This is a genomic window from Streptomyces sp. f51 (assembly GCF_037940415.1).
Lineage (GTDB): Bacteria > Actinomycetota > Actinomycetes > Streptomycetales > Streptomycetaceae > Streptomyces.
On the sequence record NZ_CP149798.1, the window covers coordinates 8,065,908 to 8,092,598 of the forward strand.

General features: G+C 68.8%; 16 protein-coding genes. 10 read left to right on the forward strand and 6 right to left on the reverse strand.

Annotated elements, in window-relative coordinates:
• The first annotated feature begins 15 nt into the window (after positions 1-15).
• The gene (locus WJM95_RS35245) at positions 16-1,029 is read left to right on the forward strand and encodes an NADP-dependent oxidoreductase (RefSeq protein WP_339135232.1); all 1,014 of its coding nucleotides are present in this window, start codon (positions 16-18) and stop codon (positions 1,027-1,029) included.
• Positions 1,030-1,168: 139 nt separating this feature from the next.
• Positions 1,169-1,765 carry a TetR/AcrR family transcriptional regulator gene (locus WJM95_RS35250; protein WP_339135234.1) on the forward strand — a complete coding sequence of 199 codons (597 nt, stop codon included), beginning with the start codon at positions 1,169-1,171 and terminating at the stop codon, positions 1,763-1,765.
• A gap of 31 nt (positions 1,766-1,796) precedes the next feature.
• Here WJM95_RS35250 and WJM95_RS35255 read toward each other — a convergent pair whose 3' ends face one another.
• Together WJM95_RS35255 and WJM95_RS35260 are read right to left on the reverse strand one after the other, a co-directional pair.
• Positions 1,797-2,000, reverse strand: a complete 204-nt coding sequence (locus tag WJM95_RS35255) for a hypothetical protein (protein WP_339135236.1) — start codon at positions 1,998-2,000, stop codon at positions 1,797-1,799.
• Between the two features lie 639 nt (positions 2,001-2,639).
• On the reverse strand, positions 2,640-4,727 hold the full coding sequence (locus WJM95_RS35260) for a DNA methyltransferase (RefSeq protein WP_339135238.1): 2,088 nt from the start codon (positions 4,725-4,727) through the stop codon (positions 2,640-2,642).
• Between the two features lie 204 nt (positions 4,728-4,931).
• On the opposite strand from WJM95_RS35260, the gene WJM95_RS35265 reads away from it, so the two are divergent.
• From WJM95_RS35265 to WJM95_RS35280, 4 genes are read left to right on the forward strand one after another with little or no spacing between them, the layout of a single operon-like run.
• Positions 4,932-7,337 (forward strand): hypothetical protein, encoded by a 2,406-nt coding sequence (locus WJM95_RS35265; RefSeq protein ID WP_339135240.1) that lies wholly within the window; start codon positions 4,932-4,934, stop codon positions 7,335-7,337.
• Positions 7,334-10,894 (forward strand): helicase-related protein, encoded by a 3,561-nt coding sequence (locus WJM95_RS35270; RefSeq protein WP_339135242.1) that lies wholly within the window; start codon positions 7,334-7,336, stop codon positions 10,892-10,894. The genes WJM95_RS35265 and WJM95_RS35270 overlap by 4 nt, the downstream gene beginning before the upstream one ends.
• Complete coding sequence (locus WJM95_RS35275) at positions 10,878-12,692, forward strand: hypothetical protein (protein WP_339135244.1); 1,815 nt, start codon at positions 10,878-10,880, stop codon at positions 12,690-12,692. The genes WJM95_RS35270 and WJM95_RS35275 overlap by 17 nt, the downstream gene beginning before the upstream one ends.
• On the forward strand, positions 12,689-13,753 hold the full coding sequence (locus WJM95_RS35280; RefSeq protein ID WP_339135246.1) for a phospholipase D-like domain-containing protein: 1,065 nt from the start codon (positions 12,689-12,691) through the stop codon (positions 13,751-13,753). The genes WJM95_RS35275 and WJM95_RS35280 overlap by 4 nt, the downstream gene beginning before the upstream one ends.
• A gap of 782 nt (positions 13,754-14,535) precedes the next feature.
• Here the strand turns inward: WJM95_RS35280 and WJM95_RS35285 are convergent.
• From WJM95_RS35285 to WJM95_RS35300, 4 genes are all read right to left on the reverse strand, one after another.
• A complete protein-coding gene (locus WJM95_RS35285) occupies positions 14,536-15,741 on the reverse strand; it encodes a hypothetical protein (RefSeq protein ID WP_339135248.1) in 1,206 nt (401 codons plus the stop codon).
• A complete protein-coding gene (locus WJM95_RS35290; protein WP_339135250.1) occupies positions 15,738-17,714 on the reverse strand; it encodes a CHAT domain-containing protein in 1,977 nt (658 codons plus the stop codon). Before WJM95_RS35290 ends, WJM95_RS35285 begins: the two co-directional genes overlap by 4 nt.
• Positions 17,715-18,591: 877 nt before the next feature.
• A complete protein-coding gene (locus WJM95_RS35295) occupies positions 18,592-19,149 on the reverse strand; it encodes an XRE family transcriptional regulator (protein ID WP_339135251.1) in 558 nt (185 codons plus the stop codon).
• Between the two features lie 12 nt (positions 19,150-19,161).
• Positions 19,162-21,447 (reverse strand): helix-turn-helix transcriptional regulator, encoded by a 2,286-nt coding sequence (locus WJM95_RS35300; protein WP_339135253.1) that lies wholly within the window; start codon positions 21,445-21,447, stop codon positions 19,162-19,164.
• Between the two features lie 196 nt (positions 21,448-21,643).
• Between WJM95_RS35300 and WJM95_RS35305 the strand changes: the two genes are divergently transcribed.
• From WJM95_RS35305 to WJM95_RS35320, 4 genes are all read left to right on the forward strand, one after another.
• On the forward strand, positions 21,644-24,088 hold the full coding sequence (locus WJM95_RS35305) for a Helicase associated domain protein (protein WP_339135255.1): 2,445 nt from the start codon (positions 21,644-21,646) through the stop codon (positions 24,086-24,088).
• A 62-nt stretch (positions 24,089-24,150) separates the two neighbouring features.
• On the forward strand, positions 24,151-24,408 hold the full coding sequence (locus WJM95_RS35310) for a toxin-antitoxin system HicB family antitoxin (protein ID WP_339135258.1): 258 nt from the start codon (positions 24,151-24,153) through the stop codon (positions 24,406-24,408).
• The gene (locus WJM95_RS35315) at positions 24,405-24,653 is read left to right on the forward strand and encodes a hypothetical protein (protein ID WP_339135260.1); all 249 of its coding nucleotides are present in this window, start codon (positions 24,405-24,407) and stop codon (positions 24,651-24,653) included. The genes WJM95_RS35310 and WJM95_RS35315 overlap by 4 nt, the downstream gene beginning before the upstream one ends.
• A gap of 169 nt (positions 24,654-24,822) precedes the next feature.
• Entirely contained in the window at positions 24,823-26,679 is a 1,857-nt protein-coding gene (locus WJM95_RS35320) for a serine/threonine protein kinase (RefSeq protein WP_339135262.1), read from the forward strand.
• Positions 26,680-26,691 lie beyond the last annotated feature (12 nt).

Below are 26,691 nucleotides of genomic sequence, written 5' to 3' on the forward strand. Positions count from 1 at the left end.
GAAGGGATAGCTGACATGAAGGCATTCGTCGTCGAGAAGTACGGCAAGGACGGCCTGCGCGCCGCTGACGTTCCCGAGCCCACCGTCGGGGCCGGCGACGTCCTGGTCCGGGTGAGCGCTGCCAGCATCAACCCGCTGGACAAGATGGTCCGCAACGGGGAGTTCAAGCGACTCTTGAAGTACAAGCTGCCGTTCGTGCTCGGCCACGACGTCGCCGGGATCGTGACGCAGGTCGGGTCCGCCGTGCGCGACGTGGCAGTCGGCGACGAGGTCTACGCACGTCCCCGCGACCTGCGGATCGGAGGCTTCGCCGAGTTCATCGCGATCGACCAGGACGACGTCTCATCCAAGCCGGAGTCACTCACCCTCCGCGAGGCGGCCGCGGTGCCGCTGGTGGCTCTGGCCGCCTGGCAGATCCTCGTCGACCGCGCCCACGTGAAGCCGGGCCAGAAGGTGCTCATCCACGCCGGTGCCGGCGGCCTCGGATCGACGGCCATCCAGCTCGCCAAGCACCTCGGTGCCACAGTGGCGACGACCGCGAACACTGCTTCCGAGAAGCTGGTCAGGAGCCTCGGTGCCGACATCGTCGTCGACTACACCACGGAGGACTTCTCGCAGGTGCTGTCCGGCTACGACCTGGTGCTGGACTCGCTGGGTGGAGTCAACCTCAAGAAGTCGCTGACTGTACTGAAGCCCGGTGGCTTGGCCATCAGTGTCGTCGGCCCCCCGGACGCCGCGTTCGCCAAGCAGCTCGGCGCCCCATCTCTTCTGGGCCTGGTCATGAACGTGCTCAGTCGCAAGATCCGCAAGCAGGCCAAGGTCCTAGGCGTGCGCTATGAGTTCTTCTTCATGCAGGCCAGCGGCGCCCAGCTCCGTGAACTCGGAGCCCTGTACGACAGCGGACGGCTCCGCCCGGTCATCGACCGAACTTTCCCCTTCGACCAGACGCTCGAGGCGATGGCGTACGTCGAGCAGGGGCGTACCACGGCCGGAAAGGTCGTGATCTCGATGACGCCCGGCAGCGACTGAACCGGGCTGCCCTGCAGAGAAGGCGTGGCGGTGCTCCAGATGCCGTTCGCCTCCACATTGGAGTGCGTTCATAATCCAATATGATGGAGAAGCCGGCTGAGGGCAGGCGACCCCTCCGGCGCACAAAAGGAGCGAGCGCGTGGCGCGTTACGGGAAAGAGCACAAGCAGGCGACCAGGCAGCGGATCATCGAGACCGCCGGCCGCCGCTTCAAGCAGGACGGTATCGACGGCTCGGGCATCTCGACGCTGATGGCGGACGCCGGACTGACCAACGGCGCCTTCTACGCCCACTTCGAATCCAAGGACGACCTCGTGGCCGCCGCTGTCGCGGACCAGTTGCGCGCGCAGTACGCGAACGTCATCGAGCAGGCGACCCCCGGGATCGCCGGACTCGAGCAGATCGTACGATGGTACCTGTCGCCCCAGCACCGCGACAGCCCCGACGACGGCTGCCCCTCCGCCGCACTCCTCGATGAGATCGGGCGCTGCACGGACGAGACCAAGCAGGCGTACACCGACGGCGTACTCGCCGTCATCGACGGTATCGCCGCTCGCCTGGCGCCCGCCGATCCGCGCTCGATGCGCACGAAGACCCTCAACGTCTACGCCATGATGGTCGGGACACTGCAGCTCTCCCGCGCCCTGTCCAACCGGCGACTCTCCGACGAGCTCCTCGAAGAGGGCATCCGCAACGCCCTCACTCTGCTCAGCGCACAACCACCAGGCAGCGGCTGAAGGTGCTGTTTGACGGGGACGAGGCGCCCTCCTACCAATGGCCGGTGCGCTCCCGGGAAGGCGCCGTCTGCCGTGCATCCGCCCGCTGGTGGCCGGGGATGACCGCGGCCGGGTGGAGGTCGAGCCGGTTGCTCATGTCCAGCTCGAACCGGCCGCAGGGTTTGACGTGGGTCCAGAACAGCGGGGACAGCGCGCGCTGGTGGGCGTCGCCGAGGCGCCCAGGCGCCCCACCCACTTCGGCTCGGCCAGGACTTCCTGCATTAGCAGGGTGTTCACGTGTTCTCTGAACTTCGAGAATCGGCGGCCGCGCCCGTGGTTGAGGGTCACGTCTAGTCGCGGGAGATGTAGCCGTGGGCGGTCGGGTACGCGGATGCCGTCGTTTGCGAGCGACACCTGCACGAGTCGCTTGAACGGGGCATCGGACGTCTGGCTCTCCCTACGAAGGTGGTCCGGCGCCTCAGCGAAGCTGTCTCGGCCGTGGGCGATGCCTTGGAGCGAAGAATTCCATACTCCACAGGCTTCACCGACCAGCAGGCGACGTCTCCTTCCGCTTCTGGGACCTGACGGTCGAACCGCCGACCCGACATCGCTTTGGGTGATCCCGGCGTCCGCGCCGAGCGCCTTGACCATCGCGGTCGATGAACCCCTGCGCGCCTTCCTCCCCGCAACGCAGGACCGCGACCGGCTTTGAACCGGACTCCGGTGGCGGACGTGATCAGTGCGACGCCACCCCGTTCCCCTGAAGGTGACTGACAGCAGCGAGAGGGCGGGGCAGTCGTTGTTGGGCGCTCCCGGATGTTGAGGCCGTACCCCGGTTCTCGTCGTCGGCCTGGGCGGGCCGAGATGCGGCAGGCATCGGCACGCTCCGGAGGAGTCAACTTGTGTTGAATTCTGCTACCGCTGCCGTGGCTCGTTGGTCTGCCTCTGCTTTCAGGGTCTCCCAGTCGGCGGCTGCCTGACGTGTCCCTGCCGCCAGGACCGCGGCGCGTACGGCGGTGCGGACATCGCCGGGACCCATCCGCAGCCCGGCTCCTCTGAGGCCCTGGATTTCCGACAGTGCGTGCGTGGCGGCCTGGTCGAGGTCGGGGGCTGCCTCAGCAGACGTGCCTGCAGCGTCCCGGCACACCACGATGACGTCGATGCGGTTGGGCTCCGCTGCTGCGGTCTTGGCGAGACTGGTCGCCACTTCGGCGACCACGGCGCGGGTGGTGGTGACGACGAAGCCGGCGTCGGACAGCGACCGCATGAGAGCGCACCAGCCCGTGGTCTGTGACTGGTGGAAGCTGAACAGGAGGCAGCCGCCGGGCTTGAGGACGCGCCGGCACTCGCGCCAGACCCGGGCCGCGGTGGCTTGGAATCCAGCAGGGGCGGCGTTCTGCACTTCCTGGATGGCACGGGTGCTGGGTATGTCTGGGTAGCCCCGGTAGGGGCGCATGGCGCTAAGCCACGCGTGGAAGAAGTCGGCCAGCTCCGAGTAGTGGACGTTGTCTACATAGGGAGGGTCGGTGACGATGAGGTCCACGCTGTCGTCGGGGAGATCCGTCTGCGAGGCGTCGCCGGTGGTGGTGTAGGCCGTTGCGGGATCCCGCACGAACTGCTGCCACGTCGTGCTCAGGGGGCGGGCGACGGGAAGTGAGGACTGGTTGACGGCGAGGATCCGGCTGGCCTCGGCCTTGAAGTCCAGCGGGGTGCTCTTGTACTGGGCTGCTTTGTGTAGCCGGGTGAGCACCGCGGAGAACCCAGCCGATCCCCCCTGGGCGCCCCAGGGGTCTCCTTCGACGCTGCACCGCTCCGGCCGCAGTACGTGGTTGTGGAAGACCGAGCGGACCGGGCCGGTGCCCTCCCCCTTGTAGGAGCAGAATAGGTTGTGGTGTTCGACGGTTCTGCCGAACGATGCAATGAGCGCCTCGCGTTCCGCTGAGGCCCCGGGGAGATCGCGCAGCGCAGCGCCGATCAGTCCCAGGCTGTAACGCTGGCGCTCGTTGAAGAACCGCTCCCAGGAGTCGTACCCCCAGCGCAGCGCCTGGACGGTGCTGACGCCTTCCTCAAGCGCGCCGAGCGGGCGTACGAGCTCATCGGGGGAGGCGTCGGCGAGGGATTTGGCTGCCTTGTCGTACAGACAGAGGTCGAAGTCGTCGATTGCCCGGTACTCACGCCTGCCGTCGGCGCGCAGCACCAGCTTCGCGTACATGCGCCGTTCAGGGACGGCGCCGTTCAGCGCGGCAATGACAGGGGTGCGGTGTCCGAGACGGCACGTCATGAACCGTCCCCGGACGGCTCCTTGGAACGAGAAGGTCATGTCGCAGGCGGGGCAGTGCCCCCTCTCGTCCTTGCTCAAGTCGGTGACGCATATGCCCCGGCAGCCAGGGCATACGGTCTGCGCGCGGGGGAATCTGCGCGGGTACGCATGGCGGGCGAAGACCCGGGTGGTGAAGAGCTCCACGTCCTCGCCGCACTCCGGGCAGCGCGCCAGAGCCACCCAGAAGTAGTGCAGGACTGGTTCATTGGAGACTGTGCGGTGCAGTTCCTGGACGGGGCGGGCGCACTTTCTGACGACCTGCCCGAAGAGGTCCGCGAGCACCTCGAGATCCCATGGCTGCAGCGCCTGCCGCTGGGTGAGCGTCGCGACGGGGTTGATGTCGCGGCCGACGACGGCGGCCCCGAGTTTGGCCGCCTCGACAAGGGTGGTGCCCGATCCGGCGAAAGGGTCGTAGACGACGAGCCCTCGCAGCCTGGCCGAGGCGTCCGCAATGGATTCGTCCGGCCCGGACACGGCAGCTAGCAATAAGTGGCGTGCGACGCTGCCTAGGCGCCTCGCCCACCACTTGTGCACGTAGGTCGCGGGCCGGTGAACCTCCTTGCGCCATGACTCGTGCTCGGCGATCCGGCTCCACTCCACTGGCGCCGGCCCGGCCTCGAGAAGTGAGACCAGGGGGAGGCCCGCCCCTAGCTTCTCGTTCATGTGCGTGCCCCCGGGTGGTCCGAACCCAGATCCACCGCCCTCGGATTGGGCAGGAGCAGGTGACGGCCTGTCAACGTGCGTTACTGTAACGGTAGGTAGTGGGGGGACACCAGGTGGGTGATGGCGCGCGTGACATATTTGGACTGCCTCGTCCCTCCTGACGCAGGCCCGGCCGACTTTTTTGAGCGCGTGCAGGCCCTTCGCATGACGGACCGCGGCCGCACCGTCGAGCTCGGCCCGCTGGACCGCGCCACCCTGACCCTGTTGTCCCGCGCGTTATCGAGCGAAGAACGCAGCGTGTACCTGGGCCTCCCGCGCGGGCGGCACGACCTGGCCGTGCTGATCGGGATCTACCTCCAGCTCATACGGCGCGGGGCAGAGCTGACTGGCGGATCACCCTGCCCGGTCCCTGACGGACCGGTCGTCGTCGTGGGACTGCGCACCAACGTCACCGTACGGCTGGCACAGCTCGCGATCGGCCGGCAGAACCTCTCGCGAGCTCTGCGCATGCAGAGAATTCGCGGTGACGGACGGGTCGTCGACCTTCAAGGAAGGATCACGAGGGCCGTCGACTCGCCCTCGGGACTGTTCTACCTCAACACCGCACTCGGCAGGCCCTCGCTGGGGACCAGCGTCGGCACCGTCGTCATCGACCGCACCAGCATGGCCAACGACCAGTCCTGGGAGCGCGCGTTGGCCTGGGCAAGCGAGCACGACGCCGCCCGCGTCGTGGCCGTGGCCGATCTGGGCACCCAGCCGGGCGGCAGCCGGACCTGGACGCAATGGCCCTGGAGTCCCGCGCTGCGCTCCGACGTGCGGCACACCCTCGGGCACCGCCCCGCATACGGCCCCCTGACCAGTAACGCCCTCCTCGCCCACCGCCCGGCAGCCGCGCCGAGCGTGGCGGTATACCGCCACAAGCAGCTCGCCGAGCTCCACCGGACCGTCGTGGCGGGTGTGGTCGCAGCACGGCGTGTCCACACGTCGGAGCCCTGGCCGCAGCCGATCGCCGACGCCGTGCGTCTGCTCAACCTGCTGTGGTGCAGCTGGGGTTCGATCGGAAGGCAAGACACATGGCAGGCGATGGGGCGCGGTAGCGGCGCACGGGCGCTGGCCCGGTCGGTGTCCCGCGGGACATTGGAGGGGCGGGCCGGGCAGTGGGGACTGTTCCGGGAGACCCAATGGCCCGACCTCCGGCGCGGCGTGCTGGAGCTGTATGAACTGCTGTACGACGACAACCCGCGCTGGCACCTGCTGCTTGCGTTGATCGATTGGGCACGGGCTGACCGGGCACACGCCCCCGTCCTCGTCCGCACCCGCTCCCGCTCCGCCGCCGCCGCTGTCGCCGAGGAGCTGGCCGACGCACTCGGCGGTGATGCTGACTCCCTGCTGCTCGCCCCCCAGCCCGGGCCCGCCGTCGGCAGGGGAACCGGTGCGCTGCACGTGATGCCCTATGCGGAACGCTTGGCCTGGGACGCCTTGCCGAGGCTCGAGCTTCACCTCGGTGTCCCCTCGACCTTACGTACCGGCGTGCTGTTCTCCGGTGCTGCCGATGAACACGTCGCCGTTGTGGAGCAGAGCGAGTACACCTGGCTGGAGCGTTCGGCCGGCCGCGCGCTGAACGGCTGGCACGAGCAGATACGCCAGACCGCCGCAGTGCTGAGTCTGGGGGACGTGCCGGAGCTGGCGACGCCCCCGCTGCCCGTCACGTACGGCCCCGTCGACCTCTCCGAACCGTCCTCCGCGCCAGACGATTCACCCCAGCGCGACAGTCGGCTCGCCCTCGACCTCTCGGCGCTCTTCGAGGACTACGACGCCCCGGCCAGGGCCATCGGCACCTCGGCGGACCCCGGCCGCAGCGCCCCGGCGGTAGCGGACGACCCGGTGCCGGCCACGGCCGTGCTCATCGAACCCGGAGGGGCGGTGCTCTGGCTGCGCAGCGACGAGCAGGTCGACGTCCTCATAGGCCAGCGCTACGCCAGGGTGCCCGTGGCCGCGCTCACTCCCGGCAGCCGGCTACTGCGCGCACGCGGCGATGGGCAGTCCAGACTCCACGACCGGCTCGTCATGGTGATGCACGACAGCGCCGAGGTGACCGCCATGGACACGATGATCGGCTTCTTCCGGCAGGCCATCACCGCTGTGCACGAGCAGCGAGGTTCGTGGCCGGAAGTGCTCACCGCCCTGAAGAACCTCGGGAGCGAGGTCTCGTCATGGCAGACGGTGAGCAAATGGGCCGACGGCAGCGTCATCGCCCCGGAGGACCCGCAAGACATCCACCGGGTTGCCCTGCTGGCCCGGGACACCCGCCTGACCGCAGGAGGCACGTGGCAGCGCCTGGCCCGTATGGCGGAGGAACTACGCCGCTTACACCGGGCGCTCGGCCACACGGCGGCGGCGGCGATGACCGAGGCCGCACGGGGCACGGAAGGCCCCGCGCTTCGCCAGCTGAAGACACTGTGCTCCGGGATCGACGTCTCGGAGGTTCTCGAGGAGTTCGACCTGGTTGTCGTCCGCCGCGTCGGCGGCCAGAAGAGCGTTTCCGCGGCCGCCTTGGGCCGCGTGCCAGGCCCCTGCAGCACAAGCAGCTCACCACAGGAGGCGCCGTGAACGATGCCCGCAACAACCCGCTGGCGCCGCACCCCGACAGCGCTGCGGACAACCAGCGGGAGACGGTGCTGATCGAACACCTGACGCAGGTTCTCGCCGACAGGCTCGCCGACCGCAGCGGCGCCCCGCACGCACCCCCATGGACACCACGCGACCACGTCGTCGTCGGAGTGCTGCCCGCCGTCGCCGTCCCGCCGCGACACCTGTCGGCACCAGACGAGGCGACGGCCGACCCGAGTCGCCGGCCCGTCGAGTCCCTGCGCGGCACGCAGGCGTCTCCGGTCCTGGCACTCGACTTCCGGGTGCGCACCGCCCCCGGCCGCAGGACGGCGCAGCTCGCCGTCCACTGCCGATTCGCCCTGTACCTGGAGGACATCGCCAGCTACGCCGAGCACATGGAGTACCTGCGCGGCGACGAAGGCCCCTCCAGCGCACAGGCCCGGCCGGGAGAGCTGCTGGGCGTCTGGCGTCGCCACGACGTCCACGTGCCCGACCTGGTGATCGAAGTGCCGCTCGGGGAAGGCGACTTCGATCCACACGTGCTCAGTGAGGCCCAGCAGGTGCTGGACCGGGCGATCCGCCGCGCGGTGGATGCGCACTTTGTCCGCCCCGAGGCCCGTCGCCCGCTCACCGCCGGGCCGCAGGGCCGCCAGGGGCGGCGCAGGCGCAACGTGCTCCCCGCGGAGGCCATGGCCGACGAGGAGGCATTCCACCGCCATGTCGCGGCACTGCTGGACCGCGACACAGCCCCTTGCGCACCCCAGCTAGTGCTGTCCGCGCACGCCCAGGCCTTGGACGGCGGTGATCACCTCATACGCGTCTCGCTGCACAACCAAAGCGACACGGCGCAGAGCGACTGGCAGGACCTCTCCGTGTACGACTGCCGCTTCGCGGTCCTCCCCCGAGACAGCATCAGCATCGTGCCCCAGCGCTTCCACCTCGCCCCCCGCGACTACCGGCTGGAGGCGCTGGCGGAGGTGATCGGTCGCGGTACCGGCTGCGCAGCAGTTCCCCACGGCAGCGGTCTGCGGACCGAGACCCTGCCCGTCCATGTCCAACACACCGTCGTGCCCCGCCAAGCTGGGGTGCGGCACCCGCGGTGGCATGAACTCGCCGACGACCCGGCCCCAATCCTGGACTCCGTCGAGGTCGCGATGGCCCGCTACTCCCGGGAGTTCGCCGCCGTCGGCCGAGCCGCCCAGCAGCTGCCGCACCACAGGGCCATCGAAGCCGACCGCGCCCAGTTCGACGACGAGGCCAGGCGGTTCGGCCTCGGCCGCGAGTGCCTGGACCTGGATCCGGACCTCAAACTCGCCTTCCGGCTCGCCAACGAGGTCTTCGCCCGTGTCAACGACGGCCGTACCTACGACAGTTGGCGGCTCTTCCAGCTGGTCTACATCGTTTCCCACCTGCCAGCCCTCGCCGTGCGTGAGCACCCGCAGCGGGCGGACCTGCGCGCTGAACTCGACCACACCGACGTGCTGTGGTTCCCCGCGGGCGGGGGAAAGACCGAGGCATACCTGGGGCTGATCCTCACGGCCCTGTTCTACGACCGGCTGCGAGGCAAGCACGCAGGGGTCACCGCCTGGTTGCGCTTCCCGCTGCGAATGCTCAGTGTGCAACAACTTGACCGCACCCTGCGCATGCTGATCGCCGCAGAAGAGCTCCGCACTGAACGCCAGATCGGATCCCCTCACGATGACCCGTTCGCACTCGGCTACCTGGCCGGCGGGACGGGCAGTCCCAACGACCTGCACTGGGAGCGGGGCTGGTGGCGCGGCTGGGAGATCGAGGCCGCCGCCACCCGGGCGGGGACCTTCGCCGAAGACCACCTGCGCGACCGGCTCGTGATCACCTGCCCCTACTGCGAGTGCGACAGCGTACGGCTGCGCCTAGACACTGACGCGGTCCGCCTGCATCACGAGTGCACCGCCTGCCAGCGGATCCTGCCCCTGCACGTGAGCGACGTTGAGGTCTACCGCACCCTGCCGGCGATTGTCATCTCCACTGTCGACAAGCTTACTGGGCACAGCTGGTTCCCCGAGTTCACCGCGTTCCAGCACGGACCGAGGCACCGCTGCGCCGAGCATGGCTACTTCTCCTTCCCGCGTTTCGGAGTCTGCTCAGCCGGGCCGGACCATTGCATCGCGCCGAAGGGCGGCTACCCGGCGGCCCGTCCGATCAAGGACCCGGTACCGGCACTGACGGTGCAGGACGAGATGCACCTCCTCAAGGAGGAGCTCGGCGCGTTCAACGCCCACTACGAAGGCATGATCGCCGAACTCCAGTCAGGAGCAGGCAGCGGCCTGCCCAGCAAGGTACTGGGCGCCTCCGCCACCATCGAGCAGTACCAGGACCAGCTTCGCCAGCTCTACGGCCGCCGTCCCCGTGCCTTCCCCGCACCGGGGTGGACACTCGGCGAGAGCTTCTACACCACGACCCGGCCCGACTTCCGGCGCGTTCACATTGGAGTGCTCCCGCACAAGCGCCGCAAAGCTGACGTCGCCGCGATCGTGCAGGGCGAGCTCCTCACCGAGATCGCCCGGCTCCAAGAGGAGCCCAAGGCCCTGCGCGAGCGCCTCGCCCTGCACGGGCTGCCCGACTCGGACCTCCCACGACTCCTCTTCCCCTACGAGGTCTCCTTGGCCTATGTGAACAGCAAGCAGCACGGTACCCAGCTCGACGAGGAGCTCGGCCAGCTCTCCGACGACCTGCAACACGCCGGACTCGACCGCGTCGAGCACGCGGTGCTCACCGGCGAAGTCCCGGTCCCCGACCTTGCGGCAGCCATCGCCCGGGTCCAACGCGAGCACCTGGACACCCCGCGAGGAGAGCGGCTGCGCGCCCTGGTCGGCACCAGTGTGCTCAGCCACGGGGTGGACCTCGAGCGACTCAACCTCCTGGTCCTGGCTGGCATGCCGCCGACCGCCGCCGACTACATCCAGGTCACCGCCCGGGCCGGGCGAACCCACGCAGGCCTCGTCGTCACCGTCTACGACCCCGTCTCGCGCCGCGAACGCTCCATGTTCTCCAACTTCCTGAGCTATCACCGCCTGCTCGATCGCATGGTCACCCCCGTGCCCGTCAACAAGTACGCCTACTTCGCAGCCCGACGCACCCTGCCCGGCATCGTGTTGGCACTGCTCCACGACGCCGCCCGCGACCCCGCGTTGAAGCCACCGCCAGAAGGAGCCGACTACTCCAAAGACTTCAAGCGCTGGTGGAGCGCCCAACGACCACTCCTTGACCCTTGGTTGGAACGACGGATCCCAGCCTGCTACCGCGAGCGCGTGGAGGGCGTCAACGGGCGCGGACTGGAGAACGACCTCGTTGAGCGGATCATGGAAACCTGGAGGCAGGAGGAACGACCCAACCTCAACAAGGGTGCAGAGGAAAGGCGTACCGCCTACCTGTTCCTCCAACAGCCGCTCACCAGCTTCCGCGACATCGACAAAAGCACATCGTTCCAGTCACTGACCAGCAGCCGGGACGCTTTCAAAGCGCTCGCAACCAATACCGCCGACAGCAAGGGGGGCGAGGATGAACCGCAGCCGTAGCCAGGCCATGACCGCATTCCTGCCCGGTGCCGTCTTCCGTCACGAACAGCGGCTGCGAGGCAGGGTCCAAGCAGTCGACGGGGACGTGGTCAAAAAGCTCAACGAAGACGTCATCTACGACGAGATCTCCCGCTACCTGGAGCGCTGGAGCGAAGACGCCAGAGCCGCCCTGCCCGTGCCGCAGGGCCGACTGCGGCAGAACTTCGTCCTGATCAGCCCTGACCTCGTCCGCTTCGAGGTGTTCCCGCTCGTCCTCGAATGCGTCCGCCGCTCCTGCCGCCGTGTGCGCACATACGTGAAGGCCCAGCAACTCGCGGCCGACCCTCGGTGCCGCACCTGCGGCGCACCGCTGCGGCAACTCCCTTACTTCAACGCGCACAACTGCGGACGCATCCGCCCCATGTACGTACCCAAATGCCGTGTTCCCGCGCACGGCTACGACCACATCGTGTTCGAGAACACGGGAAGCTTCATCACCGCCCTCTGGCGCTGCGTCGGCTCAGGCTGCGGCGGCGCGAAGCTCCAGGGCACCTCGCAGTCCCCCTGCGGCTGCGAATGGAAGGACGCAGCCGGCCGCGCCATGATGCGGGCAAGGACGTTCAACGACACCCGCGCCTACCAGGTCCACACCCTCCAGCTCGTCAACATCGACAACTCCGGGTTTCGGCAGTACCAGCGCCACCCCCAACGCGGCCAGATCGCGGCCGCCCACTACCTGAACTTGATCGACTCTCTGGCCCAGGGCATCGGCGACGCCTCCCAGGGCGTCACGGTAACGCGCCTGTCCCCGCAGGAATGGCAGCAGAGAGAACAGCAACTGCGCCAGATCCACATGCGGGAAGAGGAGATCGAGCAGTTCCGCAGAATGATGGGCCCCGAGGAGAGCGGCCTGGCTGCTCTGCCCAGTGCCGACGCCGACAACGAGCGGTGGGAATTGCTCGGTGCAGACCGCCCTTTCGTGGAACGCGCAGCCGTCTTCGACCCCGCCCAGATCCAGCGCATCACCCTCGACGACCAGTGCGCACGCTTCGCCGAGCTCCAGGACCTGCTGGCCCAGCAGACCACGGAACGCGCCCGCGAGCAGGCCCGCACCCTAGGGATCGCAGAGATCGCGGTCACCTGGGAGTTCCCCGTAGCCCGAGTCGCCTTCGGCTACACCAGAGAAGAGCACGAGCCCGAGCGGGGCGTCCTGACCGGCTTCCACAACAAGTACCACCACGACGGAAAGTACCCGGTCTACGTCGCAGCATCGGACACCGAAGCACTTCTGGTCACCTTCTCCGCACGTTCCGTCCTGTCGTTCCTGAACGCCAAAGGACTCACCGTCGGGGCGGCCGAAGACGAATCGGCGGCCCGCCAGCGGCTACTGGAACTGTTCACGGACCAAGACGACCCGGAAGCCGCCCGCGCGACAGCAACCGTACACACGGTCATCCACACCCTCGGCCACCTCCTGCTTCGGTCCCTGGACGACGGCCAAGTAGGACTGGCCGAGAACACCCTCGCCGAATGGGTCGTCACGAAGGCACTCACCGTCGCCATATACGCCGACAACGTCCGTGAATTCACCCTCGGATCCTTGTGGACCCTTCTCAGCAACCGCGTGCTCAGCTGGCTGGAGAGCACCGCCGACTCGGTGCTCAGCTGCGAGAACGACCCGCTATGCCATCAGTCCTCACCGCGCTGCTGCGAACGCTGCGTCTACCTCACGTTCGGCTGCCAGCTGTTCAACGACGACCTCGATCGAGGCCTCGCCGCAGAGTTCCTCCGCTACACCGCCGCCTCGAGCCACACATGACCGACGAACTGCGATCGCTGGTCCCCCTCGCCCAGCTACTGGAGCGCCTCGCGGGCAGCTACGCGGCAGCCGCCGAATGGACACGGCAGATCGCCAGAGCCGACACCCTTGACGCCCTCCGCCTGCACGGGGTCGCAGACGATCACGCTACCGCCGTACGCCAGCTCGCCGCCGAGTGCGGCCTACTGGGCTCCGGCCGGTACGCAGGGCTCGTCCCTGCCCGCCTCTCCCAACTCCAGGTGCTCCTGGACGTCCTGGACGGCCTTGACCCACCGCCCGCAGCACCACCATCCGAGCGCCCCCTGGCGTTCACCACCCCGCGAGCCGCCGCCCACCTGGTAGCGCCCCCCGTCCGACGCCTGGACCTGCTAGTCCAGGACGTCATCGCCGGAGCCAACAGCGAACTCCACATCGGCGGCCCCTTTTGGAACCGCCACGGCTGCGACCTACTGCGCGAGGTTCTGCTGCCCGCCGTCGCCGAGCGCCAGGTCGCCGTCCACTTCTACGCCCACGATCCGAGCAGCCGGGCCCAACCCCTGAACGACCTCGTCAAAGACTGCGCCGACTACGGAAGAACGTCCTTGTACTGGTGGACCGGGGCCAATCCCGGCATTATGCACGCCAAGTTTGTGGTAGCCGACCGCGCCACCGGCTACTTCGGCAGCGCGAACCTGTCCTCCCTCGGTCTTCAAGAGCACTTCGAGATCGGTATGGAACTGGGAAGCACCCAAGCATCCTCACTGGTGGACTTGTGTACCCGCCTACGCGAGGAAGGCTTCTTCACTCAGGTGACTGAGGGGCCGGGACGCGCACCAGATCCGCCCGTGCTCGTTGAGACCGCCGACGGGAAACGTCGCTTCGGCCAGTTGCGATCCTGGTACACCACCAGGGACGGCCGTCGTGAAGCGGAAGTGCTGTGCCGTCTCTCGGACGACGCTCTGCGGCCAGCAAGAGTCCGCGTCGATGAGAGCCGCATCGGGCTCTTTCCTGGGGTCAACTACGCCAACGTGCCAGCCAACGACGCTTGTGCAGGCGCTGGCGAAACCGGATCCACTGGGTAGGCCCTCATACGAGGTGAACGGCCCCGCGGCCCGCTGTGGCTCGTGTACGGGCAGAGCTGGGCCGTTGCGGCGTCGATCTCCTGCACGGTGATGTTCTCACTGCCGCTGCGGATCGTAATGACGGAGACTATGGAGAAGAGACAGGTGAGGACTTTGAAGTAGCTGCCGGTGCACCGGCGCTGGCCCACCGACAGCTCCGCCACCACGACGTCCAGTTCCATCTCATGGAACAGTCCCAGCGCCCAGCAGCCTTTCGGCGTGCTCGGAAATTCGGGTTGGCAGGCGGTGAAGGCGGCCAGCTGGCCGCCGCGTACCAACCTTGCCTCGATCGCCCCGCACCCCCGCTGGGATCTGCCCGATCCCTGCATCCACATTGACCTGGCGCGCGTACCGCGGCGGTACGACCTGCCGGGAGGACCAGCTGATGAGTGCGCGGCCCGATCACGCCCCTGGCAGCAGGCCGCCCTCCCCGGTGAGCTTCACCCCACCGGCCTGGGCCCGGGCGACCAACTCGGCAACCAGCCCGTCATCCACGGCGCCCGTCCCACTCACAGAGACCTCCCCGGCCGCGATGTCACTCGTCACGTCAGTCATCAACTGTCGCTTCCAGCTCAGGAGTTACACCGCTCACCGTACAGACCCAAGCGCCTGGCAGAACGGCTGGGCGGCCGCGGTGCTGCTGACCTGCCTCAGTCTGCCGTGGGTCATCTACATGCTGCCGCCGCGGCTCAGTGACATCGGTTTCGACTGGTGGGTCAGGCTGGCTGAGTGGGGACGCGCTGTCAGGGGCTGGCCATGGCGGTGTTGATGGCGTTGGCGACGTCGGGGTTTTCCCAGTAGGCGGAGTGTGTCCAGAGGCCGGAGCTTGCCGTGTGGGGTACGGGGATGTCGTGGGGGGGTGTGCCGTCGTGGAGGCGGAAGAGGTTGGATGCGATGAAGGCGAGCAGGTCGAGGGGTTCCCAGAGGTTGGTCCATTGGTGCAGTGATTCGGGGAGTACGACGGCGCCGTTGCCGGCATAGGGGGAGAGTTGTCCGCCGCGTGGGTCGCATGCGTGGAAGAAGGCTGGCTGGGAGCCGAAGGTGAGCAGGGAGCTGGTCCATAGCGGGTGGGTGGCGGTGGCCATGTCGACGGCGATGACTCCGCCGAGGCTGTGGGCGACGATGCGGACGGGGCGATCGGGGGTGCGGCCGAGGTCGGGGTCCACCGCTTTGATGGTTTCCTGTACCCGGGCGTGGATGGCTGCTTGGTGGCGTTGGTAGACGAGCACGTCGCCGAGGAAGCGAGTGGTGCCGGGGCCGAACCCGGTGCGTAGCGCGTGGTTGATCCTGCCTGCGGTGGCCTGGATGGCGGCGCCAGCCACTCGGTCCAGGTCCTGCAGACGGCGGCGAACCAAGGCTCGAAGACCTCTGCCCCTCCCGGCGCCGTCGCGAAGTTCCTCATGGCCGTCGTTGAGGCATGCGGAGTCGATGAGAGCTTCGGCGAGGGACCGTCCGGTCGCCAGCAGCAGTCTGGCGTCGCCTGTGCGGCACAACCACTGGGTTTCGGGCCACTCCTCTTCGAGGTATTCCAGGACCTCGTTGGGATCGGGCCGCTCATCGTCACCGTCCCGCAGAGCAAACCCTGAAACTTCCGCGTCCTCGGTTAGGCGTGCGCGGACCGCAGACTCCAGCGTGTTCCATTGCCCTCGGCGGTCTGTCGGTGCCACGAGTACAGACAGCAGCACCGACGCGTCTACCTGGTCGGGTCCTGTTTCACCGCGATCACGCAGTTCGGCACCGGTCGCCTCGACGCGGCTGGCGGCTGCGGGAGGCAGCGTGAGGTTGATGAACCGGTCTTCCGCGCCGAGATCCCCCCAGTAGACCGGCACCATCTTCACACCGGAGGCGGCCTCAAGGGACGCGACGGCCTTCACAAAGCTGTCCCGGTCGCGGTTGGCGACCCCGTGGATGACGAACACCGGAGCGTCCATGCCGTGCTGCTCTTTCATGTGCGGGTGATGTGGGCTGTCGCGTCAGGGCTGCCGTAGATGGCGTAGGCCAACCAGCTCGGGTCGCCCTGGTGGCCGCTGATGGCCTGTCGTGCTTCGAGTGATGCTTCGCCAAGCGAGTGGTGTTCAGCGAGGAGGCCGTGGTAGAAGACGTCGGCAAAATCGAGAGCGGACTGCGAACGTACCGGCCACAGTGTCCCGATGAATGCACCCGCGCCAGCTTGGAGGAATTGCGGGGCCCAACCGAGAGTCTCACCGAACCAGCTGATCTCTCCGGCTGTGCGGCAGGCGTTGAAGAACACCAGCGGATGGTGCGTGCGAAGGCTCTGCAGTTGGGCGGAGGCGGCCAGATCGAGCGGGTCGAAGGGCCCGTCATCCATGGTGACGCTGGAGCCGCTGGAAGACGTGAAGCTGTTGTGACAGGCGAAGTGCAGCGCGCCGGCATGACCCTGCTTGATTAGCGTGGTGAGCTCTTCGCCCTTGGTCAGGATCCCGTGGTCCCGCACCCCTGATCCGAACTGGTCACGCACCATCCGGACCTCTTCATCGCTGTGGGTGGGAGAACCATGAGGGACGACGAAGGCCACGCTAGGCAGGTCGAGCTCTCGAACGCGGTCCTGGCCGAAGACACGGCGCGCAACGGGAACCCACTCGGCCAGGAAGCCATGGTCGCCGTGCTGTTTGTCGAGCGGATACAACAATTCCCAGGGCACTGCATCGTGTTCCCCCACCACCGTGAAAGAGGAGATGCGGTCTGCCACGTCCCAGAACTGGCGCTGCACTGCCTCGGGAACGGCTGAGGTCCACAGTTTGGTCCCATGATTGCGCAGCCTTTCCCGAAGCTGTTTGGGGTCACGTTTGCTATCACCGCGGGCCGCTGCCCGGAGCTCCTTATAGATCTCCTCCGCTTCTCGGCGGGGATCTCCCGCCCGGAAGCTGCCGCTTTCGGGAGCGTGAGACGTTTCGCTCAACAACTGGAAGCTGAAGGCGTCGTCGCGATCCCTCACAACCTGCAGTGTGACCTCACCGGGGTCAAATGCCACCGAGGGCAGTGGGGCTGAGCACTTTGGTCCGTCCCTGGTATCGCCCTGGTGCGCGACTGAGATCTGGCATCGGACGTCGCCGAGGTATGTCCCTCCCCGATATGCGCGGACCGTCACTTCATGTAGGCCGGGCGTATCAGCTCTGAACCCGAACCGCAGAACATCCGAGTCCTGGCCGGGGTAGATCGTCAGCTCCTGCTGCATATCGCCGAGGTCCAGCAAGCCTGGGGCATGGACGGAGACCGTCACGCGAACGCCTTCCGGCGGTACCGAGACTTCACGGAGCGCTGCGCCGCGGTCGGAGCCGCAGACTATCTGCACGTGCAAGGGAACGATCCGCCCCACAGCTGTCTGCTCCGCCAGCTCCGCCACCAGTCGGCGGGCCTCTGTCTCACCCGGAGCTTGGTGGTTGAACCGATCCAGACTCGGCCCGGGCGGCGCGGGGACAGGGCCATGCACGGGCGGCGCCGGGTCAGGGCTGTGCACCTCGACGTCGCCTCGGGGCAGGTACGCACCCCCACCGGGCGATCCTTGTGCGGCCCTCGGACAAAATGTTGCCCCGCTCCGGGTCCTCCTGATGCTCACGGCACTGGTGGCCGTCAGTGCCCAGATGATGAAGACATACAGGGCGATCGCGATGACCGACCAGATCGGGTAGTACGGCAGCGATAGGAAGTTCGTGATGATGAGCATTCCCGCGATCGTGACGCCGATGATCCGCCAATGGATGTCGATGATCCGCCAGAGGAGCAAGGCTCTGAACAGGCTTATACCCACGAGGATGGCCAGGGATCCGAGGATGAGGTGGAACCAGCCCCAGCCGGTCACGTCGTATTTGAACGTGTAGTTCGGTGGTCTCGCGAAGATGTCGTCGTCTGCGATGCCCATGATGCCTTGGAGGAGGTCCGTGACACCGGTGATGATCAGCATGACTGCGGAGAAGACCCCGCGACCGAAGTCTCTCGGCTGAGTTGTCGCCGGAGCTGTCTCGGAGCGGTGGGCGCTTGTCTGTGTCATGGCGTCTCCTCAGGGTTCGATCGAGGGTTCGCCCGAGTCGAGTCCGTCCTGCAGGAATCTGCGGGCTGTGCCTAGAACGTTCATCGTGAACCGCACGACGCCCAGGGATGCGGTTGCTCAAGGCGCGACAGCCCTCTTGGACCGGGCTGCTTCAGATCGTTCTTCTGCGGTGAAGACCGTGGATCTGTCAAGACAGTCTTGGGAAGAAGCACTGGCCGGCGGGGCACCGAGGTGTCTTGGCCAAGTAGTAATTCTCGACCGGAACGAACTCCGGCTCTGGCCTGCACGACGGCGTTGGCAGCTGTAGCGGCTAGCGCCAGACGCTTGGGCCCTATCTCGTGCCTCCTCGCGTACCGCCCTGGAATGTGATCTCGGCGCTTTACCCGGAGCTACTACCAACGATACGGATCATCACGGGGTACGCATCATGGGCGTGGTTGGGTCTCGGTTTGCTGTGGCGCTGTTCTGGCTTTGTGGTGGGGTGCGTCGGCTGGTGGCCCTGTCCGGTGCCGGTGGGATCGGCGCCCTTTTCTGCACAGGAATCTGCAGGGAAACGCGCTGGGTGCGAAGGTCGGCGAAACGATCCAGGCGGAACGCGTCTGCCCCGGCCCGGGGGCGGCGCGTGGCCCTATCTCTCTTTTCGCCGCCGGATCCTGGCACCTTTCTCGGGCGCTCCGGGTGCGGCGAAGGCGGCCGGGCATGCAGATGGCCTAGGAGACTTACGTCGCCTCGCACGCGGGGCCACGGCAGCGCGCGACGCAAGCCGCACCAGTTCCTACGGTTGCCTCTTCTACAGGTCGAACCGGAGGTCGACGAGGTCGGTGAGTTTCACTTCGAGGCCGTGGGCGCGGCGGCCGCCGTCGCGGAAATACACCTCACCGAGGGCTTCGGCGGCGATCTGGCGCAGGTCGTCCTCGTCGACGCCGTCCTGCTGGGCCTGGAAGAGGCGGGCGGCGTGGTGGGGCGGCAAGGGGAGGGTGAGGTGGCGGACGCGGGACTGGTCGGTGCTGTCGCCCGCGGCGGTGTACCCGAACCGGCCCTGGACGTCGATCATGATGCCGTTCGTGGTGGCAGCGGCCTGCTTGGCCCGAGCCCTGACCTGCGGCTGCCACCGGCTGCGAACCTCAAGCTCCAGCCGCTCGGCGAGCTGCGGCCGCGGCTTTCTGATCTGGTTGTTCACGTACCGCTCGACGGTGCGCTGGCTGATGCCGAGGAGTTCGGCCACCCGTGCGGTGCTGTGCTGGTGCTGGCGGACCAGGTAACGCATCTGCGCTCCGGCGGACTTGGGCAGCGGGCGGGTGAACGCGCCCTGCACAGCCTTGTCGAGTTCTTCCGCGACGGTGACCATGCTGTCCCCCTTCTATTTCCCGGTGTCCGGGCCGTCGGCCCGGCCGGTCTTGATGTAGCGGGCGAGGTTGGCGATGTGGCCGTCGCCGCCGAGTTCCTCGGACTTCTCCGCTCCCCACAGCACGCTCTGGGTGCCCTCGTGCTTGACCATCCCCGGAGACACGCCGAGCCGGAAGCTGCCCGCGACGGTCTTGCCGTCGGCGCCGTAGGGCAGGACCTCCAGGGGGCTGGGTCCGTCGGCGGCGTACACGGCGCAGTCGGAGAGGACCGCGATGGGGTAGCGGCCGGTGGCCGTGGCGAGGTTGAGCATCTTGCGGTGCATGTTGATGCGGGCACGGGAGATGACGGCGGCGCGGATGTCGGGGCGCCAGGTCGGGCGGGCCAGCGCGGGCCAGGTGTGGCCCGGCTTCCAGCCCCCGCCGCGCGCCTTCTCCTGCAATTTGCCGATGCCGCCCTTGACGGTCATCTTCACCGCGTCCAGGACGATCGCCAGTTCCGGATCGCGCTGCTTGTAGCCGTCCATCGCCTCAAGGAACTCCCGCGGGCCCAGTTTCTCGCCCACGCCCAGATCGGCCATGGTGGCGACGTAGGCGTCGCGCAGCCGCTTGTACCAGCCGTCCAGGTACCGGCCGCTGTCGTGGCGCAGCCAGCCCTCGAGCGGGGCAACCTGGTAGCCGAGTTCGACGGCGTAGGCGACGGTCGGGGTGGCGTACCAGGCCGGACCGGTGGGGCGTTCCCCGGTCGGTGTGAATGCGCTGGGCAGCAGGTCGCCGTCCAGGTCGCGCCACTGCTTGCCGATCTTCACCCGGGACGGGTCGACGTGGGAGAGGTCGACCAGCCAGGAGCCGGGCACCGCCGCGTCGAACCCCGGACGCACGACGTGCACCGGGGGAGTGGACAGGCCGACGACCGCACCGTTGGCGGCCGCGCCGAACGCCAGGTTTACGTCGATGCCGACCAGGTGGCGCTGCATGCACTCGGCTTCCGTCATCTCCCGCGCCCAGTCGTAAGCCTCCTCCATCAGCTTCTCCTCGGGCCCGCGCACGTGGAAGCGGGGCAGACCCGCGAGCACAGGGTGGCCGTCGGTCGCCTCGCACGGCGCCGGATCCAGGGCTTCGGTTCCCAGCGATCCGGGCCGCAGCTCGCGGTGCCGCTTACCGTTCTCGTCGGGCTCGCTCGCACGGGTCGGCGGGTTGAGCGCCGTCATCAGGTGAAGCCCCGTCACCGCCGTGGTCCCCACCGGGGTGACGACCCGCTGCGCGTACACGCCCAGCACCCGCGCGAGCTCCGCCGGACCAAGCTGCGCCGCATGTCCCCAGGCACGGTCGTCGAGAGCGTGCCAGGAGGGGATGCACAACTGCACGCAACTGCGTCGGCCCCCCTGCGCGGGACGGTAGATCCGCGCCCACGGCCCGAATCCCCGCTTAGTGAGCTGCCACTCGGCACGCTCGAGCTGGCCCAGCACCTTGTGCCCCTCCGGAAGCCGCCCGGCGAGCCGCGCCGACTCCGGCAGCTGGGCGGGCAGACCGTAGCGCTCACACGCCGCCCCGGTCAGCACCAGCAGCGGATCGGCATCCCTGCCCGAACCGTGCAGCCGCTCCGCCCCCAACTGCGCCTCTCCCAGCGCCCACTCGACCAGAGCGGGCAGCGACTTGGCGGGCACGTCCAGGAGCAGACCCCCGACACCGTAACCAGTCACCTGCCCGTCCGCGTCGGCATCCAGGACCAGCAGCGGACCGTGCCCGTGCTGCCCGTGCGCGGGCCCGCCATCGGGCGTACGGACAGCGGCCTTCGGCGCGCCCGGACGCCGCGATGACGGACGGGACGGCGCGGCAGCAGGCGCCGGATGAGGCGACCGGGCGGCGGCACCGGCCTCGGAGGCCGGAACGGGGGAGGCAGCGGGGGAAGGGGCGGGCGTGGCTGTCGCCTTCACGGGTCGCGGTTCCGCCGCGCCGGACGCCGCCGCGCCGGACGCCGCCGCGCCGGACGCCGCCGCGCTGGACGCCTCCGGTGCGGGGGCCTCGGGCTGCGGGACTGCGGTGGGAGCGGCGGTCTCCACGGCCGGGTAGAGGAGGGCGAGTTGGGCGAGCAGGCGCGCGTACGCCTCTCGCTGCGGAGGCCTCGGTTCGGCCTTGCCCGACTCCCAGCCGCCGATCGTGGCCCGCCGGACGTCGAGGGCCGCGGCCACCTCGTCCAGGGTCAGGGCGTGCGCTTGGCGCAGGCGCCTGCGTTCGGCCGGCGGCGGCAGCGGGGACCGGGACGCGATCAGCGCGTCGACCGCGTCGAAGAGCTCGGACATGGGACACCTCCGGTACCAACCCTATCCCATGGATCGCACATTCTGCGTACGGATACCGTACTTTTCGCGTACGAATGATGGGCGGGCTGGTAGGGTGCTCGATTGGTGGGGCTTCAATGGGGTCGCACCGACCTCGACCTCCCCGACCGCGGCGGCCGTCCGGCTGCCGCCCTGTTCTCGGATTGAGGAAGCCCGCATGACCGTGGCCGTCGTCTCCGCCTCCGACCAGTCGCAGAAGAAGCGGCTGTTCGCCGACCAGGCCGAGGCCCTCTCGCGGCTGGCGCGTCATCTGCGGCGGCCCGGGACGCGCGCCCTGTACGTGTCGGCGACGGGCACCGGCAAGACGCTGGTGTCGATCCGGCTGGCGGACGAACTCGACGCGCGGCTCGTCCTGTTCGTCGTCCCCACCCTGGACCTGGCCGCGCAGACGGCGCTGGCGTGGCGTCGCGACGGGCACCTCGAGCACATGGTGATCGTCTCCTCCATGGACGTGGCCGGCCGCGACGACCTGGTCGCCGCGCACGTCATGTCGGCGACCGACCCGCGCACCCTGGCCGCGCTGATGTCCGTGGTCGGCGACGAGGAGGACCAGATCCCGGCGCTGACGGTGATCTGCACCTACGACTCCCTGGACAAGATCGAGAAGACCCGTAAGACCCGCTATGAGGTGCCGGCGTTCGATCTCGCGGTCATGGACGAGGCCCACCGCATCGCCGGGCGCGCGGACAAGAGGTGGGCCATCGTCAACGACGCGAAACGCATCCACGCGGACCGCCGTCTCTACATGACCGCCACCCCGCGCACCTTCGCCGCTCCAGAGCTGGCCGAGTCCGCCGACGCGACCCGCCCACGCCGCCGCGCCCCTGCCCCGGCTCCCGACGTCGACGTGTCCGCCAATTCGATGGAAAACGAGCAGGTCTACGGCAAAAAGGTCTTCGAATATCCGCTCGCACAGGCGGTCGAGGACGGGCGCGCCGCGGATTACCGCATCGTGGTGCCCACGCTGACCGACGCCGACCTGCGCCGCCGCCTGAACATGCCCGCCCCGGGCACCGCGGGCACGACCCAGGACACCGCGGGGGAGGGGGACGACGATGGTGCGCTGCGCACCACCGCCCTGCACCTGTCCGTGCTGCGCGCGATGACCGAGCACGGTCTGAAGAAGGTGCTGGTCTACTTCAACCTGGTCGCCGACGCCCGCCGCTTCGCCCGCGAACTCCCGCACACCCTGCGCCTGCTGGCCCGCACCGACCCCGGCCTCGTCCCCGACATCGCCCCGCAGATGTTCTTCGCGCACGGGGAGAACACCCCCGCCGAGCGCGGCGACACCTTCACCGGCTTCGCGGCCGCCGACTGCGCGATCCTGGCGAACTCCCGCCTGATCGCCGAGGGCGTCGACATCCCCAGCGTGGACGCGATCGTCTTCGCCGACCCCACCCGCAGCGTCGTGCGCTGCGCCCAGGCCCTGGGCCGCGCGCTGCGCCTGGACGTCTCCGGCAAGACCGCCTCCCTGATCGTCCCCGTCTACATCCCGCCCGGCGCCGACAGCGAGAACATCCTGGGCACCGCCTACGAGCCGGTGTGGGCGATCGCCACCGCGCTGGCCGGCCACGACCACCGCATCATGGAGCGCCTGCCGGACAAGGCCAACCGCCTGCCCCGCGAGAGCAGCCAGGTCATCGCGCGCCGCTGGAGTTTCGACTTCACCGTCCACCCCGAGCGCATCGCCCAGGCGATGGACCTGGTCTCCTTCGACCCCCGCGACCAGCCCGTCTCCCGCAGCCGCCGCCTCGGCCTCGCGGCCGCCCAGAACTACCGCGCCGAGATGGGCCACCTCGACGTCCCCGCCGACTACACCGACCCCACCGGCTACCGGCTGGGCACCTTCATCACCACCATGCGCGACGCCCGGACGGCCGGCAGTCTCGAAGCCCGCTGGATCGCCGAACTCGACGCGCTCGGCATGATCTGGGACAAGCACGCCGCCGCCTGGCGCGCCCGCCTCACCGCGGCCGCCGACTACCTGCGCGCCCACGGCCACCTCGCCGCCCCCGCCACCACCCCCGTCGGCGCCTGGCTCGCCGAACAACGCCACCTCGCCGCCCACGACCGACTCGACGCAGCCCGCGCGCAGGATCTGACCACCCTCGCCCCCGACTGGCGCCTGCCCCACGGCGCCGACTGGCACCGCAAATACCACCTCCTGCGCGCCCACCTCGCCACCGGCGCCGACACGGCCATCCTCACCCGTGACACGGTTCTGGCCGGGGTGAAGATCGGTTCCTGGCTGAACCGTCAGCTCACCACCTGGGCCGCCCTCACCCCGGGCCAGCAGCAGATGATGACCGCCCTCGACCTCACCCCCGACACCAACCCGCTCGCCCCCGCCCGCCGCATCCGCCGCAGCTTCGAGGAGAGTGTCCAGCTCCTGGAACTCTTCCTGCACCGCGAGGGCCGCGCCCCCGCCTCGCGGGAGGAGATCGTCGTCGACGGCGACACGGTCCGGCTCGGTGCCTGGCTCGCCGGATCCCGCACCAAGCACCGCGACGGCCGGCTCCCCGAGGCTCACGCCCGTCTGGTCGCCGCGCTGTTCGACGGCGACTGGACGACCGAGGGTGCCGTCCCGGCCGCCGTGGCGTAGGCAGCCCTTGTCGCCCGACAGACCCCCTTCCCTGTCTGCTAGCAAATCGCTAACATCGCGCTATGGGAATCGCACAGCTCAACACGCGCGTCGACCAGGAGCTGGCCGACAAGGTGCGCGCCTCGGCGCAGCGCGCCGGAATGTCCCTCAACGACTACGTCACTGGTGTCCTCGAAGCTGACCAGGCCGCCGCGGACGGTCCCGAAGACCTGCGGGAGGCCCGCGCGCGCATGCACGCCCGCGTCGCCTACCAGAAGTGGATCGCCAGCGGCCGGCCCGAAACCGGCTCCATGACCATGGACGAGGTCTTCGGCGCGTGACGGCAATCCCCGCCCGGTTCGCCGCGCACGTCGGCGAGACCATCAAGAACCTGCCCGGCCCGGCCAAGGAAGAGCTCCACGACGCGGTGATCCGTGCGTGCACCGACCCCTGGTCGTGGCCGCAGGCCGACAAGCACGACATGGATGAGGCGGTACGCGTCATCACAACCCGCACCGCCATCGTCCACTACGTGATCATCCCCGGCCCCGACCCCCACCTGTGGGTCTTCGCCATCACGGTCTGACCTCGCACACGAGTGGGCCAAGCGACAGCTCGCGGACCTCGAAGCACCCAGGACCTCAACCCCCTCGTGAGGTCTGGGCGACGGGAGCAGGCCGCCCCGTAGGGCGCGGTGGAAGACCCCTTTGCACTGACATGCCCGGCCGTGGGCCGGGGCGTACTCCGGAGGAACCGTGCAGTTCACCGTCCTGCCCGTTCGTACGCGGCCCGCTTCCCCGCTCCCGGGGCAGGCGTTCCTGGTCCGGGACAACTGGGACGACTACCACTTCAAGACCACCTTCGAACTGCTCTATGCGGATGCACGCGGCGAGGCCAGGAGCATCGGGCAGGTCAAGATCGGCCGGTTCGGCATGACCGCACCGGCCCAGACGCCCGTGCCGGACGCCTTCGAGACCCTCGACGGGGCCTACTTCTCGCTCGGGCAGGATGACACCTACTACGAACGGCTTGCCCACCTGGGCGCCGACATGCAGCACACCGTGCTGCGGGCCCTGAACGACGTCGTCTTCGACCTGGACCTCTTCTCCCGCGCCCGCGACCAGAGCGTGATGGGTACCTCCCTGCTGCGCTCCGTCGTCCCCGACACCGTCACCGGCCGGTTCCGGAGCAGTGTCATCCTCGCAGGGCCGTCGGCGGTCATCACCGACGTCACCCGCAGGCATCTGTTCGACGCGCTGCGCACCAGCGGGGCGCCCTGGGCGGGCAGTCTCGACGAGGTCACCTTCCTGCGCAGGCTCTACGACCTGGACCGCCTGGAAAGCTTCGATCCGCGGTTCGCGACCGCCGAGGGCGACATCGTCCAGCACCGCTTCAACAACCCCGGTGACTGGGACGAGGACTGGGTCTTCGGCGATTCCCGCTTCGGTCTTGCCGGCGGCCCCGACGAGGTCCTGCTCCGCTTCCTGGCCGAGATGGTCCACCCCGCCGTACGGACGGACACCGCTGAGACCGAGCCGCTGCTGGCTCTGATCAACGGCGCGCTCGCCCCCGACGGCTATCGCCTCGTCCCGGCCTCCACCGTCAGCGGCTACCCGGTCTACGAGGCCCGCCAGATCCCGGCATCCCCCACTCCTGCGCCCGCTCTCCACACGGCTGTCACTCAGCCGGCACCGTCCGGCCACAGCGCCTACGAGATGGTCCGCCGCGCCGCGCGCGGCGAGCGCAAGGACTACAACTGCCCGCCCAAGCCCGTCCCCGGCGGTCAGGCGGACGTCTTCAGGGCGACGCACAAGCCCACCGGCCTGATCGTCGCCCTGAAGAAGCTGCATCAGAAGTACCCGGCCGAACGCCCGGTGGCACGGATGCGGCGCGAGATCGAGGTCGGCCAGTTCCTGAACGGCCATGTCCACGCGATGCCGGTCCTGGATTTCGGCGCCGAGCACACCTGGTTCGTGATGCCCTGGGCCGAGGCGACCGCCGAAGAGAGCCGGGAGCAGCTGCAGCAGCCCGGCCAGCTGCGCGTCCTGGTGACCGCCCTGGCATCGGTGCTCGCCCCCGCTCACGCCGAGGGGTGGCTGCACCGCGACATCAAGCCGTCGAACATCCTCTGCCTCGACGGCCGCTGGACCCTGGCCGACTGGGGCATCGTGCGCCGGCCGCGGGGCCAGACCACCAAGGCCGGCCGGACCGGCCTCTACATCGGCACCGAGGGCTTCGCCGCCCCGGAACTGTTCCAGGCACCCCACGAGGCGACCGCGTCCAGCGACATCTACAGCATCGGCAGAGTCATCGCCTGGGCCCTCACCGGCGACCTGCCCCAGACCAACCTGCCGCTGCTGCCACCTCCCGGCCCCTGGCGCAGCATCGTCCGCGCCACCACCCACCAGGACCCGCAACGCCGGCCCCAGAGCGTCGCCGACCTGCTCGCCCTGATCGACCGCGAGCACGTGGACTACCCCGAAGACCCCCTCCAGGCAGCCCGCCTGCATCTCGAGGCCGCCAACACCGGCGACCCGGCCGCAGCCGACGCGCTGCTGGCCCTGGCCTGCGACCACCCCCAGGACTACGAACTGCTCGTCGGCGTCCAGTAGTGCGATATGTGT

Bases quoted from the DNA above. Each gene is read 5' to 3' on its own strand.
- WJM95_RS35300 (WP_339135253.1), bottom strand. From the start codon at position 21,447: ATGTCCGAGCTCTTCGACGCGGTCGACGCGCTGATCGCGTCCCGGTCC.
- WJM95_RS35280 (WP_339135246.1), top strand. From the start codon at position 12,689: ATGACCGACGAACTGCGATCGCTGGTCCCCCTCGCCCAGCTACTGGAG.
- WJM95_RS35290 (WP_339135250.1), bottom strand. From the start codon at position 17,714: ATGCTGATCATCACCGGTGTCACGGACCTCCTCCAAGGCATCATGGGC.
- WJM95_RS35285 (WP_339135248.1), bottom strand. From the start codon at position 15,741: ATGAAAGAGCAGCACGGCATGGACGCTCCGGTGTTCGTCATCCACGGG.
- WJM95_RS35275 (WP_339135244.1), top strand. From the start codon at position 10,878: ATGAACCGCAGCCGTAGCCAGGCCATGACCGCATTCCTGCCCGGTGCC.
- WJM95_RS35305 (WP_339135255.1), top strand. From the start codon at position 21,644: ATGACCGTGGCCGTCGTCTCCGCCTCCGACCAGTCGCAGAAGAAGCGG.
- WJM95_RS35295 (WP_339135251.1), bottom strand. From the start codon at position 19,149: ATGGTCACCGTCGCGGAAGAACTCGACAAGGCTGTGCAGGGCGCGTTC.
- WJM95_RS35310 (WP_339135258.1), top strand. From the start codon at position 24,151: ATGGGAATCGCACAGCTCAACACGCGCGTCGACCAGGAGCTGGCCGAC.
- WJM95_RS35265 (WP_339135240.1), top strand. From the start codon at position 4,932: ATGACGGACCGCGGCCGCACCGTCGAGCTCGGCCCGCTGGACCGCGCC.
- WJM95_RS35260 (WP_339135238.1), bottom strand. From the start codon at position 4,727: ATGAACGAGAAGCTAGGGGCGGGCCTCCCCCTGGTCTCACTTCTCGAG.
- WJM95_RS35245 (WP_339135232.1), top strand. From the start codon at position 16: ATGAAGGCATTCGTCGTCGAGAAGTACGGCAAGGACGGCCTGCGCGCC.